This is a genomic window from Jiella soli (genome assembly GCF_020615385.1).
Classification (GTDB): Bacteria; Pseudomonadota; Alphaproteobacteria; order Rhizobiales; family Rhizobiaceae; genus VKMB-3413.
Genome location: NZ_JAJAVB010000026.1, coordinates 75,588 through 90,815, shown reverse-complemented (window position 1 = coordinate 90,815; position 15,228 = coordinate 75,588). Strand labels below are relative to the sequence as shown.

The 15,228-nt window shown below is 63.6% G+C and carries 16 protein-coding genes; 10 read left to right on the top strand and 6 right to left on the bottom strand.

The window, feature by feature from the left end; all coding sequences use genetic code 11:
- Positions 1-443 (top strand): transposase (locus LH400_RS18500; RefSeq protein WP_229154596.1); only part of this gene is annotated, 443 nt, incomplete at its 5' end.
- A 119-nt stretch (positions 444-562) separates the two neighbouring features.
- Here the strand turns inward: LH400_RS18500 and LH400_RS18495 are convergent.
- Positions 563-901, bottom strand: coding sequence for a BrnA antitoxin family protein (locus LH400_RS18495; protein WP_229154594.1), 339 nt, complete (start codon positions 899-901; stop codon positions 563-565).
- On the bottom strand, positions 861-1,121 hold the full coding sequence (locus tag LH400_RS18490) for a BrnT family toxin (protein WP_370638430.1): 261 nt from the start codon (positions 1,119-1,121) through the stop codon (positions 861-863). Before LH400_RS18490 ends, LH400_RS18495 begins: the two co-directional genes overlap by 41 nt.
- 460 nt (positions 1,122-1,581) lie before the next feature.
- Here LH400_RS18490 and LH400_RS18485 point away from each other — a divergent pair, with 460 nt between their 5' ends.
- Complete coding sequence (locus tag LH400_RS18485) at positions 1,582-1,839, top strand: hypothetical protein (RefSeq protein WP_229154591.1); 258 nt, start codon at positions 1,582-1,584, stop codon at positions 1,837-1,839.
- Between the two features lie 558 nt (positions 1,840-2,397).
- Here the strand turns inward: LH400_RS18485 and LH400_RS18480 are convergent.
- Positions 2,398-2,541 carry a hypothetical protein gene (locus tag LH400_RS18480; protein ID WP_229154589.1) on the bottom strand — a complete coding sequence of 48 codons (144 nt, stop codon included), beginning with the start codon at positions 2,539-2,541 and terminating at the stop codon, positions 2,398-2,400.
- A 475-nt stretch (positions 2,542-3,016) separates the two neighbouring features.
- Between LH400_RS18480 and LH400_RS18475 the strand changes: the two genes are divergently transcribed.
- On the top strand, positions 3,017-3,229 hold the full coding sequence (locus LH400_RS18475) for a hypothetical protein (RefSeq protein WP_229154587.1): 213 nt from the start codon (positions 3,017-3,019) through the stop codon (positions 3,227-3,229).
- Positions 3,229-3,405, top strand: a complete 177-nt coding sequence (locus tag LH400_RS18470; RefSeq protein WP_229154585.1) for a hypothetical protein — start codon at positions 3,229-3,231, stop codon at positions 3,403-3,405. Before LH400_RS18475 ends, LH400_RS18470 begins: the two co-directional genes overlap by 1 nt.
- A gap of 170 nt (positions 3,406-3,575) precedes the next feature.
- On the opposite strand, the gene LH400_RS18465 is transcribed toward LH400_RS18470, so the two are convergent.
- Complete coding sequence (locus LH400_RS18465; protein WP_229154583.1) at positions 3,576-5,129, bottom strand: PAS domain-containing sensor histidine kinase; 1,554 nt, start codon at positions 5,127-5,129, stop codon at positions 3,576-3,578.
- 218 nt (positions 5,130-5,347) lie between these two features.
- Between LH400_RS18465 and LH400_RS18460 the strand changes: the two genes are divergently transcribed.
- Together LH400_RS18460 and LH400_RS18455 are read left to right on the top strand one after the other, a co-directional pair.
- Positions 5,348-6,058, top strand: coding sequence for a recombinase family protein (locus LH400_RS18460; RefSeq protein ID WP_491014615.1), 711 nt, complete (start codon positions 5,348-5,350; stop codon positions 6,056-6,058).
- 14 nt (positions 6,059-6,072) lie between these two features.
- Positions 6,073-9,042 carry a Tn3 family transposase gene (locus tag LH400_RS18455; RefSeq protein WP_229154580.1) on the top strand — a complete coding sequence of 990 codons (2,970 nt, stop codon included), beginning with the start codon at positions 6,073-6,075 and terminating at the stop codon, positions 9,040-9,042.
- Between the two features lie 291 nt (positions 9,043-9,333).
- Here the strand turns inward: LH400_RS18455 and LH400_RS18450 are convergent, their stop codons facing one another.
- On the bottom strand, positions 9,334-9,501 hold the full coding sequence (locus tag LH400_RS18450; RefSeq protein ID WP_229154578.1) for a hypothetical protein: 168 nt from the start codon (positions 9,499-9,501) through the stop codon (positions 9,334-9,336).
- Positions 9,502-9,743: 242 nt separating this feature from the next.
- Entirely contained in the window at positions 9,744-10,577 is an 834-nt protein-coding gene (locus LH400_RS18445) for an alpha/beta fold hydrolase (protein ID WP_229154576.1), read from the bottom strand.
- 713 nt (positions 10,578-11,290) lie between these two features.
- Between LH400_RS18445 and LH400_RS18440 the strand changes: the two genes are divergently transcribed.
- The 4 genes from LH400_RS18440 to LH400_RS18425 all read left to right on the top strand — a co-directional run bounded on the left by LH400_RS18440 (position 11,291) and on the right by LH400_RS18425 (position 15,150).
- On the top strand, positions 11,291-11,770 hold the full coding sequence (locus LH400_RS18440) for an SRPBCC family protein (protein ID WP_229154574.1): 480 nt from the start codon (positions 11,291-11,293) through the stop codon (positions 11,768-11,770).
- Positions 11,767-13,011: an oxygenase MpaB family protein gene (locus tag LH400_RS18435; protein WP_229154572.1), complete on the top strand. Its 1,245-nt coding sequence runs from the start codon at positions 11,767-11,769 to the stop codon at positions 13,009-13,011. The genes LH400_RS18440 and LH400_RS18435 overlap by 4 nt, the downstream gene beginning before the upstream one ends.
- Positions 12,974-14,485, top strand: coding sequence for a cyclic nucleotide-binding domain-containing protein (locus LH400_RS18430; protein ID WP_229154570.1), 1,512 nt, complete (start codon positions 12,974-12,976; stop codon positions 14,483-14,485). Before LH400_RS18435 ends, LH400_RS18430 begins: the two co-directional genes overlap by 38 nt.
- A 152-nt stretch (positions 14,486-14,637) precedes the next feature.
- Positions 14,638-15,150, top strand: coding sequence for an SRPBCC family protein (locus LH400_RS18425; RefSeq protein WP_229154568.1), 513 nt, complete (start codon positions 14,638-14,640; stop codon positions 15,148-15,150).
- Positions 15,151-15,228 lie beyond the last annotated feature (78 nt).

Genomic DNA, 15,228 nt, shown 5'->3' with positions numbered 1-15,228 from the left:
AGAAAGACGAAAGACCAAAAGCGCAACATCACCGTGGTCCTCGCCGCAGGGATACGCTTCGCCGGCAGGCCAGCGCCGAGCTGAACAAGGGTGAGTCCCGCAATGCCCTCGCCCGCGCCGTCTGCTTCCATCGTCTGGGACGCTTGCGCGACCGGACTGCCGAGAGCCGGCAACATCGCGCCAGCGGCCTCAACCTCGTGGTTGCCGCCATCATCCTCTGGAACACGGTCTACATGAACCGCGTCATACGCCACATGCGCGACCACGGCGAGGACGTTCCCGCCGAATGGCTGCCGCATCTGGCGCCCCTCGGCTGGCAACACATCAACCTCACCGGCGACTACATCTGGTCCGACGAGACGCGGATCGAGGCGGATGGATTTCGGGCGCTCAACCGGAACCCGACAGCGCGGAAGTTCGATGTTCTCGATCTGTCCGCTTAACGTGGTTTGGTGCCCGTTCTATGTCGGCTCCCCTATTGGGCGGGGGCTACAGCCTCAGCGGCGCAATGGGAGGACACGGTCCTTCCAAGATCCCCGAAAGCCCGTCTTATCGGGCCTATTCAAGCACGCTTTCTCACCGGCCGGTGCCGCGTCATGGCGGACCTTGCACGGCGAGGCCGCCTTCGAACCTTCGGCGGTGCAATGACCATCTTCAGGGCGTCGTTGATCCTGGTCTGCCAGCCATCGCCAGTCTGTCGGAAATGCTCGAGGATCTCGGCGTCGAGGCGAAGCGTGATGGCTTCCTTCGGCCTCTTCTTCCCCGGCCCGCGCTGGCCAGGCAACCGCTTGACCACGCCGCCCTCGTGAAGGGTCGCACCTTCGAACCAGTCATCGGTCAGTTCCGCGGCGTCGTCCGGATCAGTCCAAGTAGGCTTCGTATCGATCTTGCTCGCGGTCATTGGCCCTCCTCATCGAAATCACATGCCGGGCGTCGTCCCGTTGCGTCCAAACCACGACGACCATCCGTGCGGCCAGGCGGCCGATGGGGATGATCCGCTCCTCGCCGTAGTCCTGGCGATCATCAATGCGATCGAACGTCGCTCCGGCGAACACCTCCTCCGCGTCGGCGAAATCGAGATCGCGTTTTTCAAGGGTCCGCTCTCGCTTTGCCGGGTCCAAGGTAATCCGCATAGCTTAACGTAACTACGAAAAACGAGGATAGCAAGGCCTCCGCGGGTGCCGTATCTGCTTACGCCGTATGTCGGAGTAACGGGGGCCTTGGCGGGTTTGGCTCTAGGCGCATCAGTAGCAGCGCCTAACGATAATCCCTGACTCTGAAGACAGCGTTTTTTATTCGACCAAGCCCCCGATCTTCTGCCACGCCTAGCTTTCGCACCCCAAAAAGTGAAATCCGAAATCCCCTTCCGGGCACCTCTGCTCATCAGAAACCCTGTCGAACCAGGCGACAGCGATCCCGGTGAAAATGGCGCGAAATTGGCGAGAACGGCGAGAACGCAGGAAAATCCCATCTTTCCCATCCCCCGGTGTTCGCTGCGCTGGACGCTTGCGCTCAGGTTCCGGACCGGTAGTCTTCGGCAGCTTCGTGCGACATGGGAGGGAGCGTCGCGAAGGAGAGTCCATGGGTGATCAAGCTCTGCGCAAGTCCGGCCTCACGCCGGAGCGAATCGCGCTACTGCACCGCCTAAACCAATTACCGGAAGAGGATTCCATGGGGCTAGAATTCGACGAGATGGGCGACGAGGATCTGCGCTCGGTGCATTACTTCGTCCAATCCGGCCTCGCCCAGGTCGACGCGGGCTGGCGCATGACTTCTTGGCTCCGGCTGACCCTGAAGGGCCGGATCACGGCCAAGATGCTGGCGGTAACGGGGCTGTGAGCCGTGCGCGCGGGGTGAGCCGATAAAAAGGAGGATTCCCACCCTCTTCACTCTCGACGACGGGTGCCACCCTACTGGACGGTTGCGCGCGTGCGCGACGTCCACCGTGCGCATAAGAAGGCGATCCCGGCGCAGTGACCGCTCAAGATTGCTAGCTTAACGACAAGTTAGGATTTCGACTTCTCGGATTACCCGAGACCCTTTATAAATCATGACCTTCGGTCAGATCCCGTCAGGCTGGAGATGCAGAAGAGACGTCCGCTCCCGCCAACGCCCCAGGAGGAGCGGACGTCGCTAGAATCCGCCGTGGCGGATGGCTAGCGGGACGCGTTATAGCCAACATGCTGCTGTTGCAAAGAATGCCCTATCGCTTTTTCTCGGCGATGCGACAGAACGTCCTACGCCAAGGCCCGGATCATTAGGGGACCTCCAGGCGCGCATAGATCAGCCCGCGAAGGGTAGGCCGCACCGGCCACGGCCGAAGCCCACGGCAGTCTCTCTGAGGGCACGGAGCAGGATCGCATCGAAGGCATCGAGAAGCGCGCCGCTGGCATCGCGTCAATCCAGCCGGGCAGCCAGGATGTCGCTGATCGCGAGGATGGTCTCGCTGCGCAGCTCGCCGCGGTCCTCGCCGGTCTCTCGGATGCACCGGATGACGGTAACGAGATGCCCCTCGCCATGCTCGGCGATTATCGCCTTCATCGCGCCGCGGGCGGGGGTTTCGTTCCGGCCCCGCCGGCGCTAGGTCGGATGATCCGGATGCCGAGATGATCGGCGAGGACGTCGAGCCGGCTTTTCGGCCGAGACCGCGGGATCTGCCCTTCAATAAGGTAATCCATCTCGATCATCGCCACACGATAGGAAAATCCTATCGTTCTTCTATGCTGGCCGGCGAGTAGCGACAACCCATGCGACGCTTGCTCTGCCCATCGAGATGCCGTCGAAGGAGCGCGCCGGAGGCGTACAATGGTTGCATGATCAGATTCGCACTCATTTCAGCGGTAACCCTCCTGAGCTCGGCCCTGCCAACTCTGGCTGCCACTCTCCCCGTCTGCCACGGCGGCGACCGCGCCGAGCGCAAGCTGACCTGCATCGTCGATGGCGACACTGGCTGGGAGCGTGGCGTGAAGTGGCGCATGCTCTCAATCGACACGCCGGAGATTGGCGGGCACGCCGAGTGCTCGGCCGAGCCGAGCGGCGCCGCGGTGAGCAGGCCCGCGACCGCCTTCGTCAGATCATGGCCAGCGGCTATCAGATCGAGTGGGCGCATCGGGAGGGAGCGTTCGGCCGTGCGCTGGCCGACATCCGTCTTGCCGACGGGCGCGACGCCGGCGAGGTGCTGATCAGCGAAGGCCTGGCGCAGCCTTGGCCGAATGAGGGGAACAGGTAGTGTCGCTGATGCCTGCTGGCGGCGCAATTCTCCTCAGCGACTGGCTGCCCAAGGTGCGGGTCGAATGCCCCGCGTGCGGCTTCACGCGCCGCTATGACCGCGACGAGGTCCGCGCCCGGCTCGGCGACATCCGCATGCCGGAACTACTTTCCCGGCTCGCCGCTGCAGAGGGCTGACTGTCTCCACCCAGCCACTTTCACTGCGGCGGCACGGAACGACAAGCGCTGTTGTCTCGCCGTCCTCGATGACAGCGATCTCCTCTTCTGGGGGCGCGGTATGTTCGGGATGCCAATCCAAATCCGTGTACCCCTCGATGGACATAACTCCAGTCGGGGAAATCGCTTTCTTAGGATTGCGGAACGGCGACCGCCTTGACCAAGGCTTCCGCGAGATCCTTTTCCCAGAACGGCTTGTTCAGAATCTGGGCCTGAGCATCGACGCCTGCCGGCAGTTCGGCGTAGCCCGTGGCCAGGATCAGCGGCATCTTCGGGCTCTCGGCGCGGATTGCCTTCGCAAGCTGAACGCCCGTCATCCTTGGCATGGCCTGGTCCGTGATCACGAGGTCGATCGCCACTCGCTGGAAGATCTGCAGCGCTTCCGCGCCTGAACTCGCCGTGAGGACGCTGTGCCCCATGTCCTCCAGCATCGAAGCGGTGTTCATCAGGACCAGCGGATCGTCGTCCACTGCAAGGATGGTGAGCGAGGAAGGCGACGGAGGCGCCGCTCTCTGAGGCTCCTCTGGCCCTTCTGGCAGAGGCTTCGCATCGGCGACAGGTAGCCAAATCTCAGCCGTGGCGCCTTCTCCCTTCCGACTGTGAAGCATGAGGCAGCCTCCGGACTGCTCGGCGATGCCGTGCACCATCGACAAGCCCAGTCCCGTTCCTTTGCCGACGCCTTTGGTGGTGAAGAAGGGTTCCGCCGCGCGCATGAGCGTTTGTTCGTCCATTCCGTCACCTGTGTCGATCACCGAAAGGCAGACGTAGCGACCGGGAGAAAGTCTCCCCTGGCCAGGTCGGACGTCTTCCTGACGCGCTGCGATGGTGATGGCGCCGCCTTGAGGCATGGCGTCGCGAGCATTTACAACGAGATTGAGAAGCGCCAACTCCAGCTGATTGGGGTCGGTCAGCGCCGGGCGAAGGACCAGCGGAAACTGCGTGTGGATTTCGACTTGCGGGCCAACCGAACGCTGGAGCAGTTCCCCGATCCCGCCGACAAGCGCTGGCAGGGCGACTGGCGCGAGCTCAAGCCGTTGCCGTCTGGCGAAAGCCAGCATGCGCTGCGTAAGTGCGGCGCCACGCCGGCCCGCAGCGACTGCGTTCTCCAGCAGCGCCTGGACCTTCGGGTCCTCAGGAACCCGCTTCCGGAGCATCTCCAGGCTGCCAAGCATCGCCGCCAGCAGATTATTGAAGTCGTGTGCCAGGCCGCCCGTCAGCTGACCCACCGCTTCCATCTTTTGTGACTGAAACAAGGCCTCCCGAGCGCGTTCAAGAGCCTCCTGGGCTTCCTTTCGCTCCGTGAGATCACGCGTCACCTTTGCGTAGCCGACAATGTGGCCGCGGGTGTCGCGGATCGGGTCGATGATCACGTACGCCCAGAAGCGGGAGCCATCCTTGCGCACCCGCCAGCCTTCGCTCTCAAACTTGCCCTCGGTCGCGGCGGTCTGCAGAGCGCGGGCGGGCAGTCCCGTGGCCTTGTCCTCCTCTGTGTAGAATCGCGAGAAGTGTTGCCCCAGGATCTCGGACGCCTCATACCCCTTGAAGCGACGCGCTCCCGGGTTCCAGCTCGCGACAGTTCCAGCAGGATCCAGCATATAGATGGCATAGTCAGTGACAGCCTCGACCAGTAGCCGATATCGCCCCTCCTCGGTGAGAGAAGATTCAAGCCGCTCAGCCTGTTCCATGCAGATGCCTTCCCGGGACTAGCGCTTCTTCTCGCAGCTGAACAGAATCAGTAAGCTGCGCGCCAGCCGCCTAGATGTGTCGCGTGGCCGGACATGTCTACCGACCACTTCAAGCTCGCTAGCCGTCGATCATTGGTGGGGCACCGTGGTCATTTCTGCACTGAGACACGCTAAGGGGTTTTGAGGGGTGACGGGAAACGAGTGATTTCCGGCTGCCGTTGGCAGGATCACTCTTTGACCTCCCCGGAGCCTGCTTTTCTGCACGACAAACCCTGTCGGATCGAGGCAGTATGCGACAAGCCGGATTTCGAGGTTTGTCGCATATGCTGATCGGATACATGAGGGTGTCGAGCACGGACGAGCGCCAGTCGGTCGCGCTCCAGCGCGATGCGCTGATCGCGGCGGGCGTCGACGAGCGTCACCTGCATCAGGATCGCGCGTCCGGCGCGCGCGACGACCGCCCCGGACTGAAGGCTTGCATGGCGGAGTTGCGGGCCGGTGACGTGCTGGTGGTCTGGAAGCTCGATCGGCTTGGCCGTTCGCTGTCTCACCTGATCCGCATCGTCGAGGATCTCAAGGCAAGGGGCGTGGCCTTCCGCTCTCTGACCGAGGCGATGGACACGGCGAGCCCGCACGGGTCGTTCCTGTTCAACCTTTTCGGGACGCTGGCGGAGTACGAGCGCGCGCTGATCACGGAGCGCGTGAATGCGGGACTGGCCTCGGCACGGCTGCGGGGCCGCCGCGGCGGTCGGCCGCCGGCGATCGACGCCGAGACGGTCGGCCAGATCGTCGCCGCGCTGGAAGGCGGGACAAGCAAGGCCTCCATCTGCCGGACCTTCCGGGTTCCGCGATCGACGCTGATCGACACGCTGAAGCGCATCGGATGGGCGGGGGCCGGAAAGACCCCGGTCGCGGCGCCGGCTGGCTGAGGCCATCCGCGCTCGTGGCCTTCCTCGACGGCGCTTCGCGGGTCCTTCTGTTCGAGACGCCCGAGGCCTGGGAGGACGCTCTGGCGCGCTATGCGCTGACACGCGAGGACATCGCTCTCGCCCGTCAGCGCCGCCGGTCGCACAACCGGCTGGGTTTTGCCGTGCAGCTCGCGCTGATCCGCGATCTCGGCCGTCCCTTGCGAGCGAGCGAGATCCCCACCCCGGCTGTCGTTGCGGTCGTCGCCGAACAGGTCGGCGCCGACCCCGCGGTGTTCGCCCTTTACGCACAGCGCGAGGAGACGCGCCGGGAGCATGCCCGCGAGATCGTCGCGGCGCTGGAACTGCGACCCCTGAGGACGAACGACTACCGCAAGATGATCGCATCGGCCGCGCGCGAGGCAGCGGGGACGGAGGACGGCGCGCCGATCGTGCAGGCCGTCATCGCCACGCTGAAGGATCGCAAGCTCCTCGTTCCCGGTCCCGAGTTGCTGATCCGGCTGGGCCTTGCGGGCCGGGCCAGCGCCCGTCGGCAAGCTTGCCGGGAACTGGTCCGGGGTCTGGGCGAGGACGCGGTGAAGGTCCTGGAACGTCTGGTGTCGGCAACCGAGGGCGAGCGCAGCGATCTCGGCTGGGTCGCGGAAGCGCCCGAAGGTGTCAAGCTGAAGAACCTGAAGGCCGTGATCGCCCGGCTCGAACTCCTGCGCGTGGCGGCGATCCCGGACGAGCGTCGCAAGAGGATCCACGCCAATCGTTATGGCATCATCGCCCGGGAGAGCCGGATCCTTCATGCGCGCGAGATCCGTCGCCTAGCGGTGGAGCGGCGGCGAGCGACGCTGACGGCGTTCGTCATCGAGCACCAGGCGGCCCTCACCGATCTGGCGATCGACATGTTCTGCAAGCTGGTCGGCAGCGCCCGACGCAAGGCCGAGGCGAGCCGCAAGGAACGTCTTGTGCGCGAAGCCGAGGCGCTGTCGGCCGTGGCGGTCGATCACATCCGGCTTTGCGACATGCTTCTGGAAGCCGAACGGGACGGAAGGGACCTGAGGTCGGCCGTCGCCGCCGGCTTCGGCTGGAGCGGCATCGCCGCGAGCGTGATGGCGGCGAAGGCCATCGTTCGGCCCGATCGCGGCGACGAATTCGACGAACTGGTGGGACGCCGTACGTCCATGCGTAAGCTGGGACGGCTCCTCTTCGAAGCTTTTCGACTCCATTCCTTCCGTGCGGACGATCCGCTTCTCGTCTCGGTGGAGCACCTGCGCGGACTTTACGCGGGCCGCAAGCTGCCGGCGCAACTGCCCCTGTCGTTCATGTCCCGCAAGTGGCGTCGCCGCGTGCGGGGCGCCGATGGCGACGTCGACCGGCAGGCCTGGGAGGTTGCGGTGCTCGTGCATCTGCGCGAGCGGCTCCGCGCCGGCGACATCTGGGTCGAGGGCAGCCGCGCGTGGCGCAGCTTCGAGGATTACCTCCTGCCGCGGGCGACCTTCGCCCTGATGCGGGCCGAAGGCCGCCTTGGACTGGCCATCCCGGACAGCTTCGCAGAGTGGCGCGCCGAACGAACGGCGACGCTCGACGCCAGGCTGAAGGCTTTGGCCGAGGCTGCGGCGTCGCACGCTATTCCGGACGCGGTTCTATCGCCGCGCGGTTTGTCGGTCTCGCCGATCCGCCAGGAGGAGCGTGACAGGATCCTGTCGCTCAGCCGGCGGCTTTATACCCTGGTGCCTCGCATCCGGATCACCAGCCTGCTGGCCGAGGTCAACGGGTGGACCGGGTTCCTCGATAGCTTCACGCACTACCGGACGGGCGAAGTGGCCCATGAGGCGGCGGCGCTGATAGCCGCGATTTTGGCGGATGCGACCAACGCGGGGACCGAACGCATGGCGGAAAGCTCGCGCGGCGTCACGGTCCACCAGATGATGCTGATGTCGGAGCGGCACCTGCGGCCCGAGACCTACGCGGCCGCGACGGCCGCTCTGGTCGATGCGCAGCAGGCCCATCCCTTCGCCGCGGTCTGGGGAGACGGACACGTCTCCTCCTCGGACGGTCAGTTCTTCCCCGCCGGCGGACGGGGCGAGGCGAGCCTCGACTACAACGCCAGGCACGGCACGCGTCCGGGCGCCTCGCTCTACGGCTTCCTGTCCAACCGCTTCGCCTCCTTCTTCTCCCGCATGATCCAGGCCTCCGAGAGCGAGGCCCCTTACGTGCTGGACGGGCTGCTCCACAACGAGAGTTCCGTCGAGATCCGCGAGCATGCGACCGACACGGCCGGGGCGACGGAAACGGCGTTCGCCCTGTTCCATGCCTTCGGCTACCGGTTGATCCCGCGCATCCGCAATCTGGGTCAGCGCCGGCTGTTCGTGATCGATCCCGATCCGGCCTACGCCCCGCTCGAGCCGCTGATCGGGGGACGCGTCAACATGGGCGTGGTCGAAGAGACGTGGGACGAGGTGCTGCGCCTGAAGGCTTCGGTCGGCGCGGGACTGGCGCCGCCTTCCGTGCTCCTGAAGAAGCTCGCCGCTTCGCCGCGCCAGAACCGGCTCAACCAGGCTCTCCGGGAAATAGGCCGCATCGAGCGCTCGATCTTCATCTGCGATTGGCTGCTCGACACGAAACTGCGACGCCGGTCCCATGCCATCCTCAACAAGGGAGAAAGCCGTCATGCCCTGGCCCGCGCCGTCTTCCTCCACCAGCTCGGCGAAATGCGCAGCCGCGCCGCGGAGACCATGGCCTACAGCGCCAGCGGCCTCAACCTCGTGATCAACGCCATCATCCTCTGGAACACCGTTTATCTCAGCCGCGTCGTCGACTACGTGCGCGCCCAGGGCATCGTCATTCCCGACGAACTCCTCGCCCAGGTCGCCCCGCTCCCCTGGGCCCACATCGCCCTCACCGGCGACTATCTCTGGGACGAAATCGACCGCCCCCTCGAACGATACCGCCCGATCCGCGCCAATCGCTTCAATCCCACCACCTTCCCTACCGCTTAGCGTGTCTCAGTGCAGAAATGCCCACGGTGCCCCTTGGTGGCAGAAGAAGTGCCTGATCACGCGTCGATTTAGCTGTGCGGCGACGAGGAGGCAAAATGGGACGGCCGTCGCCGTTCTTGGAGTTGCACACCTGAGCTGGCCGTGGCCGCCGGACTTTCCAAAAAAGCACTTCAGACACCCGCTGAAGATCTGCAATGACGCCATCGATCCGGCCGTCCGGAGCCGCTTCGCCAAACCGGAGGGGCATTACGCTCCCGCGTGAAGTGAGGCTCTCGCTGCCTTTGTCATGGCTCACAGCCCCATCACCGCCAGCATCTTGACCGTGATCCGGCCCTTCAGGGTCAGCCGGAGCCAAGAAGTCATGCGCCAGCCCGCGTCGACCTGGGCGAGGCCGGATTGGACGAAGTAATGCACCGAGCGCAGATCCTCGTCGCCCATCTCGTCGAATTCTAGCCCCACGGAATCCTCTTCCGGTTCTTGGTTCAGACGGTACAGTAGCGCGATACGCTCCGGTGTGAGACCTGCCTGGCGCAGAGCACAATCCCTCATAGCTTTTCTCGGCATTGCCGTCTCGCGTGCCGCACGTAGCTGGCAAATACCTCAGTAAAATCATGGCGATAAAGAGAAGTATCCGCAAGATGCGGAGAGATATGAAATCCAAGAATCCCGCTTGGAACCTTGGATAAGACACCGACAAGATCTCAGTTCGCGACGGGCTCGGTGTCCTCGGTCTCTCTCATCGCCTCCGAGATTTTTTGCGGCTTCGTCTGATGGACCATGTGCCCCACCCCCTCGAGGACGACGAGCCTGCTTCCTGGGAGCTGTTCATGGAGACGCCGGGACTGGTGTCTGAAATCGACGATGCGATCGCCGTCACCTGTGACGAGCAGCAGAGGCGCCTTCAGGTTGGCGTATCGACCCTGCAACGAAGCAGCCGCGGGAATCATCATGGCCGACTCTTCTGCCGAAGCCCGAAGCGCACGCGGGGAAAGGATCAAGGCTCTGGGTACATCTTTGAAGTGCGCCGAAGTCGGTGCCGGTCCGAACAGCTTTCTCAGGAGCATCGGCCACATCAGCCGGGCCATCATCGGTGTGATCGTGTAGCGCATCACGTCGCCAAGGAGCGGAACAGCCGGGCCGGCGGCAAGCACCACGTCCACACGCGGTGTCGGGTAGTAATAGCCGGACGCAAGCGTCAGGTTGCGCACGCTTTCCGGGTGTCTGAGCGCCCATTCCAGCGCCACCAGCGTCCCCCAGGAATGCCCGAGCAGATGCGCCCTTCCGGCTCCGAGCTGTTCCGCCGCCTTTGCCAGAAGATCGGCCTGGGCCGCCGGCGACCATTTCCGGCTCCGTGGGCGCTCGCTGTAGCCATAGCCCGGCCGATCAAAGACGATGACGCGATGCGTCTGCGCAACGAGGCGGACGAGACCGCTCGTGACGAAGTCCTGGATCAGACTCCCGTTGCCATGCAGGAACACGACCGGTTCTCCTGATCCGCTCTCGACGTAGTGGAGTCGAACGCCGTCGATCTCCACGAATTGTCCTAGTGGCGGGTTTCGGAGCTTTGCCTGTCGCCCTCGCAACAGGACTGCTGCTGCCGTAGCAGCCAAGCCCGCTGCGATGAAAAACAAACCCTTGCGAGCCATGCCAGTCTCCGGAGCTGGAAAGGTGGTCAACGTGCGACAAGACCGTCAGTTCAAAGGTCGACGCGTGGGCGGCCCCTCCCCTCACCCACAGGCCGCAGGCCGGGCAGTCGGTCTCTTGCGCCGTCAGGGTCTCCCGTAGCCTCCTTGCCCGCCAAGGTGGGCAAGCATCACGTGCATAATCCTTGGATTGTGCACGAACTTGGCGACCAAAGAGCCAATCGGTGGAATGACCACTTCTGGGATCAGGAACAGCCAACGAGAAAGGTCCGTTTTACGACCGAAAATCTCGTGCTCGAATTGAACAACGCGGGCCAAGCTGCATCGGAAACCGCCAGAAAGCATAAACTAAGATCTATCCCGGGCCACCAGATGGGTGGCCTGCCACGAAGGGATCAACAACCACCTCATTCTCCTCCTTGGTAGCGAAACACTTTAGCGGGGAAGCCCAGTGAGGTGCATTGGATAAATCAGCAATTGCCACGGGAAGAACTTCCGTTCAGATTTAAGGGAAGCTTGCAGATCCTCGACCGCGGATGCGAGCAGGCAATAGCTTGGGTGGGGGATCGGCGGCGACGCGCCTTTTGTGCGCGGGGGGAGGGGTGGTGAGGACTTACGAGTTTCGCGACGAATGGCAGGTCGAGGCCCCGCCAGAGCAAGTGTGGGACCTGATCAGCCGGCCAGCCAGCTACCCCGAGTGGTGGCCGATTTACCGCCGGGCCGAAGTGCTGAAGGATACCAGTGGAGTTGGCTCCGAGGCGCGCCTGACGTTCAAGGTATTGCTGCCCTATTCGCTGACAATCACGACCCGCACGACCCGAAGCGAGCCGCCGCGGGTCGCAGAAGGCACCGTCACCGGCGAACTCGACGGCACATGGCGCTGGACGCTCCAGCCGCATGCCACGGGCACCCGGGTTATCTTCGAGGAAACGGTGAGCACGAACAAGTGGATACTGAATCTGCTCGCCCCCATCGCCCACCGGCTTTTCGCCTTGAACCATCGGATTGCAGCCGAACGCGGAGCGGCTGGCATGAAGGCCTTCCTTGCACGTGAAGCCGCGTCGCGGCAGGAGCATGCTGATTGAGCAGTTCGCAGAATACCCGGCTCCCGCCCGTCAAGAGGGCTGCAACGGGCTCTCGTCGTCGCCCGTCGCTTTCTGATTTTGGCGCAATGCGGCAGGACGAGGTGGCGCGCTTCGCGCACTTCCTCCATGAGGCCGACCCGCTCGCGGACAATCTGGTGGAAGCGCTGGGGCGGCAGCCTGCTGGTCGGGGTCGTCGCCTGCTAGACACGGCGCTGGATCAGGGCTTGGAGACGGTCGACACTCCGCCGGCAGCGATGATCGAGCTGTTCCAGCAGGTAGATCGGGTTCCACCGTGGGTGGACTGGGATATGATAGATCGGGGTGGCAGCATTTTCCTGCGGTCCGGCGGGCTTGGAATCGCAGCGCTGTCCCTACTAGCGCTTCCGCTGACCTATAGCTCGGGCGTGGGTACCAAGCCCTTGGTGTTTACCGGCCATCTTCTGCGCCGAGCGCCGCGTCGCCTTGCCGAGACGGCGCGTTTCGCCGTTGAGACGAGCCGGCCGGGCGGCTTGCGACGATTTGGCCAGGGTTTCAAGTTCACGATCAAGGTTCGCCTGATGCATGCGCAAGTGCGCCGCCTGCTCGGTCGGTCGGGGCGCTGGAATCCGGAATGGGGTGCACCGATCAACCAAGCCTTCCTCGCCGGCACAAATTTCGCGATGTCGCTCGGGCTGATCGAAGGTGTACGACAGCTCGGCTTCCGGGTCACGCGCAACGAAGCAGAGGCGCTGCTTCATCTCTGGCGATACTCGGGATACCTGATGGGTGTCGACCAACAGCTATTGTGTTCCACGGAGGCGGAGGGCCGGCGGCTCGGGCTTGCGATATTCGCGGTCGGCGCACCTGTCGATGCGGATTCTCGCGCCCTCGTAAAGGCCCTCATGACCGCCAATTACTTTCCGGAATACGAGGTAGGCTGGCGCGGAGCCGCTGCTTACGGCTTATCGCGGGCACTGATCGGTCATGAACTCGCTGATATGTTAGGCTATCCGAAAAATCGATGGCACTGGGCCGTGGCGGCCACACGCCCGCTCGTTTCAGCGGGCTGGCTGGTCCAGAGAGCCGTGCCGCGCGGTGAAGCCTGGGCCACAGATCTCGGAGGCCGGATCTGGGACGGCATCATCGACCGCATTCTGGCAGGGGCGCGGGCCGATTTCCGTGCTCCCGAGCGTCTCGAAAATATGCCGCAAGGGGAGGGCCACGATGACCAGCAGCGCGCTCGCGCGTCTCAGCACACGTGACTGGGGTCTGCTCCGTGATCTCGCGACGTGCTTGCCGTTCCGACGTGGGGACACGATCTTGGAAGAAGGCGATACCAGGCGCGCCCTGATGCTCATCCGCACCGGGGCGGTGCGTGTGCAGCGGACCGAACGAGGCACAGGTATCACCATCGCTCAGCTAGGAGCGGGCGAGATCTTCGGTGAGATGGGGTTTGTGGAAAATGCACCGGCAAGCGCCTCGGTGATGGCCGAGACAGATGGTTCGGTCGACGTGATTGAGGCGGAGGCGCTACAGTCGGTCATGGCATCCGAGCCTGGCTTCGCGGTCCGGTTCTATCACTCGATCGCGATAACGCTGGCGCGCCGGCTGCGACGCACTTCACGACGGCTTGCCCAGACAGGAGCGAGCGAAGCCGCCCAGCTCAATCGATTTCGCCATACGCGGACGGGCAATATTAGCAGCCGTCAAATGCCTTCTGAACTCGTGGCGGAGGTTGAAGCCTTCGGGCAGGCCATCCTCACGGCGGAACAGGCTCTTAAACCCGGACGTTCGCCGGATGCGGTCACTGTCCAGGGCGCCGTCTCGGCAGCGTGCGACAGCGTGCTGGCGGCGCTCGATCGATTTACGGGGAGCACTCCGCTGATCGACATAGGTCTTGATGATCTTCTCGCCTTTCGGGACACCGAGCAGCTCGAGACCGGGGTAGGTGATTACGTCTTTCGGGAGACCTTCCCTACATTCATGCTGAGCACGACAATGGCCCGCTGCTACGCAAAGCCGCAGGGTTATCCAGACGACTTCGAGACGATCGCCACAATCTATCGCAGCGATCCGGAGGGTGACGGTCAATTGGGTCCGGCGATCGACCGCTGGTTCCTAGATCGCCCAATCTCGAGGGCGCGGCGGGCAGGACGGGATCATATCAAGACGATGCTGACCGAAGAGGCCTCTGTCTTTCAAGCTCGGGGCGTGGCGCCACGCATCGCCAGCCTCGCCAGCGGTGCTGCCGCGGAGCTGCTCGACATCTGCCGCCTGGAACAAGGACGGACGGTACTCGCAACGTGTGTCGACCTCGATAGCGATGCTCTCGTCGCCGCCGCCAGCCGAGCGGAGGCCGGCAAATTCGCGGACCGCGTGACCTTCCTGCAGGGCAATGTTCTGCCAGTCGAAGGAGAGGGCGCGTCTCTCGTGCCGCAGCATGTTATTTATGCGCTGGGGCTTGGAGAATATCTCACCGATGAACAGTTCTTGGCGCTCCTCGACCGGTCCTTCGAGAACCTCACGCCGGGCGGCACCTTTGTTATCAGCAATCTCGCGGCCGGGCATCCGGACCACCTGCTGATGGAGCATATCCTCGACTGGCATACGGAAGGGCGAACCGAGCAACAGTTGATGGACCTGGTCCGGCGATCGCGCTTTGGCACGACCCCCCACACGATGACATACGACGAGACGGGGGTGAGCATTTATTTCCGATGTACCCGGCCCGCGTGACGCTGAATGGACCGTAAGCGACAAGCATTTCTGCAAAAGGCCGCATTCTTCTTTGGGAAGAGTGGCCTAGCGCGATGCGACAGAGGTGGTTGTTGCGGCCCGACGCCCCTCGGTTCTCAGAACTTGACCGCGCAGTTTTCAAGGAGGCAGAGATGGCGGAAAGCCGGCGTGAAGTTGTGGCCGTATCGCAAATCCAGATCCAGCGGCCCCCTGAGACGGTGTACGAGTTTGCCACTGATCCGGCCAACTGGGTCGGCACTCATCCCGTAACCGTGCGCGTCGAGGGCGCTCATGCCGGACCCCAGGAGACAGGAGACAGCTGGACGGAGATCATTAAAGCTCCTGGCTGGACTTATCCGGTTCGCTGGAGAGTGGTTGAGGTTCAGCCACCGAACCGCTGGATCATCCGCGCGGAGCGGTTCGGTGGGACCTCCGCGATCGTCACCATAACCTATACCTTCGCTGTTACGGGATCGGGCACCTTCTTCCGACGCGAGATGCACACACTCCTGCCCGCTGGCCTTCTTGGTACTGTACTGGCGCCCATCTTCAAGTCGACCACTATTCACGATCGGTACATGGCGGCGGTGAAGAAACATCTTGAATCGGCCAATTCTAGATTTCCTCCCGATGACACCAATACATCGTCCGTCGCTTCTATTTGAATTAAGCAGGCGCTGATATACAAGTGATAGGTGTGGTAGGGGGAAATTAATGGCAATGAGCTGGCAAGCAAAGGCACG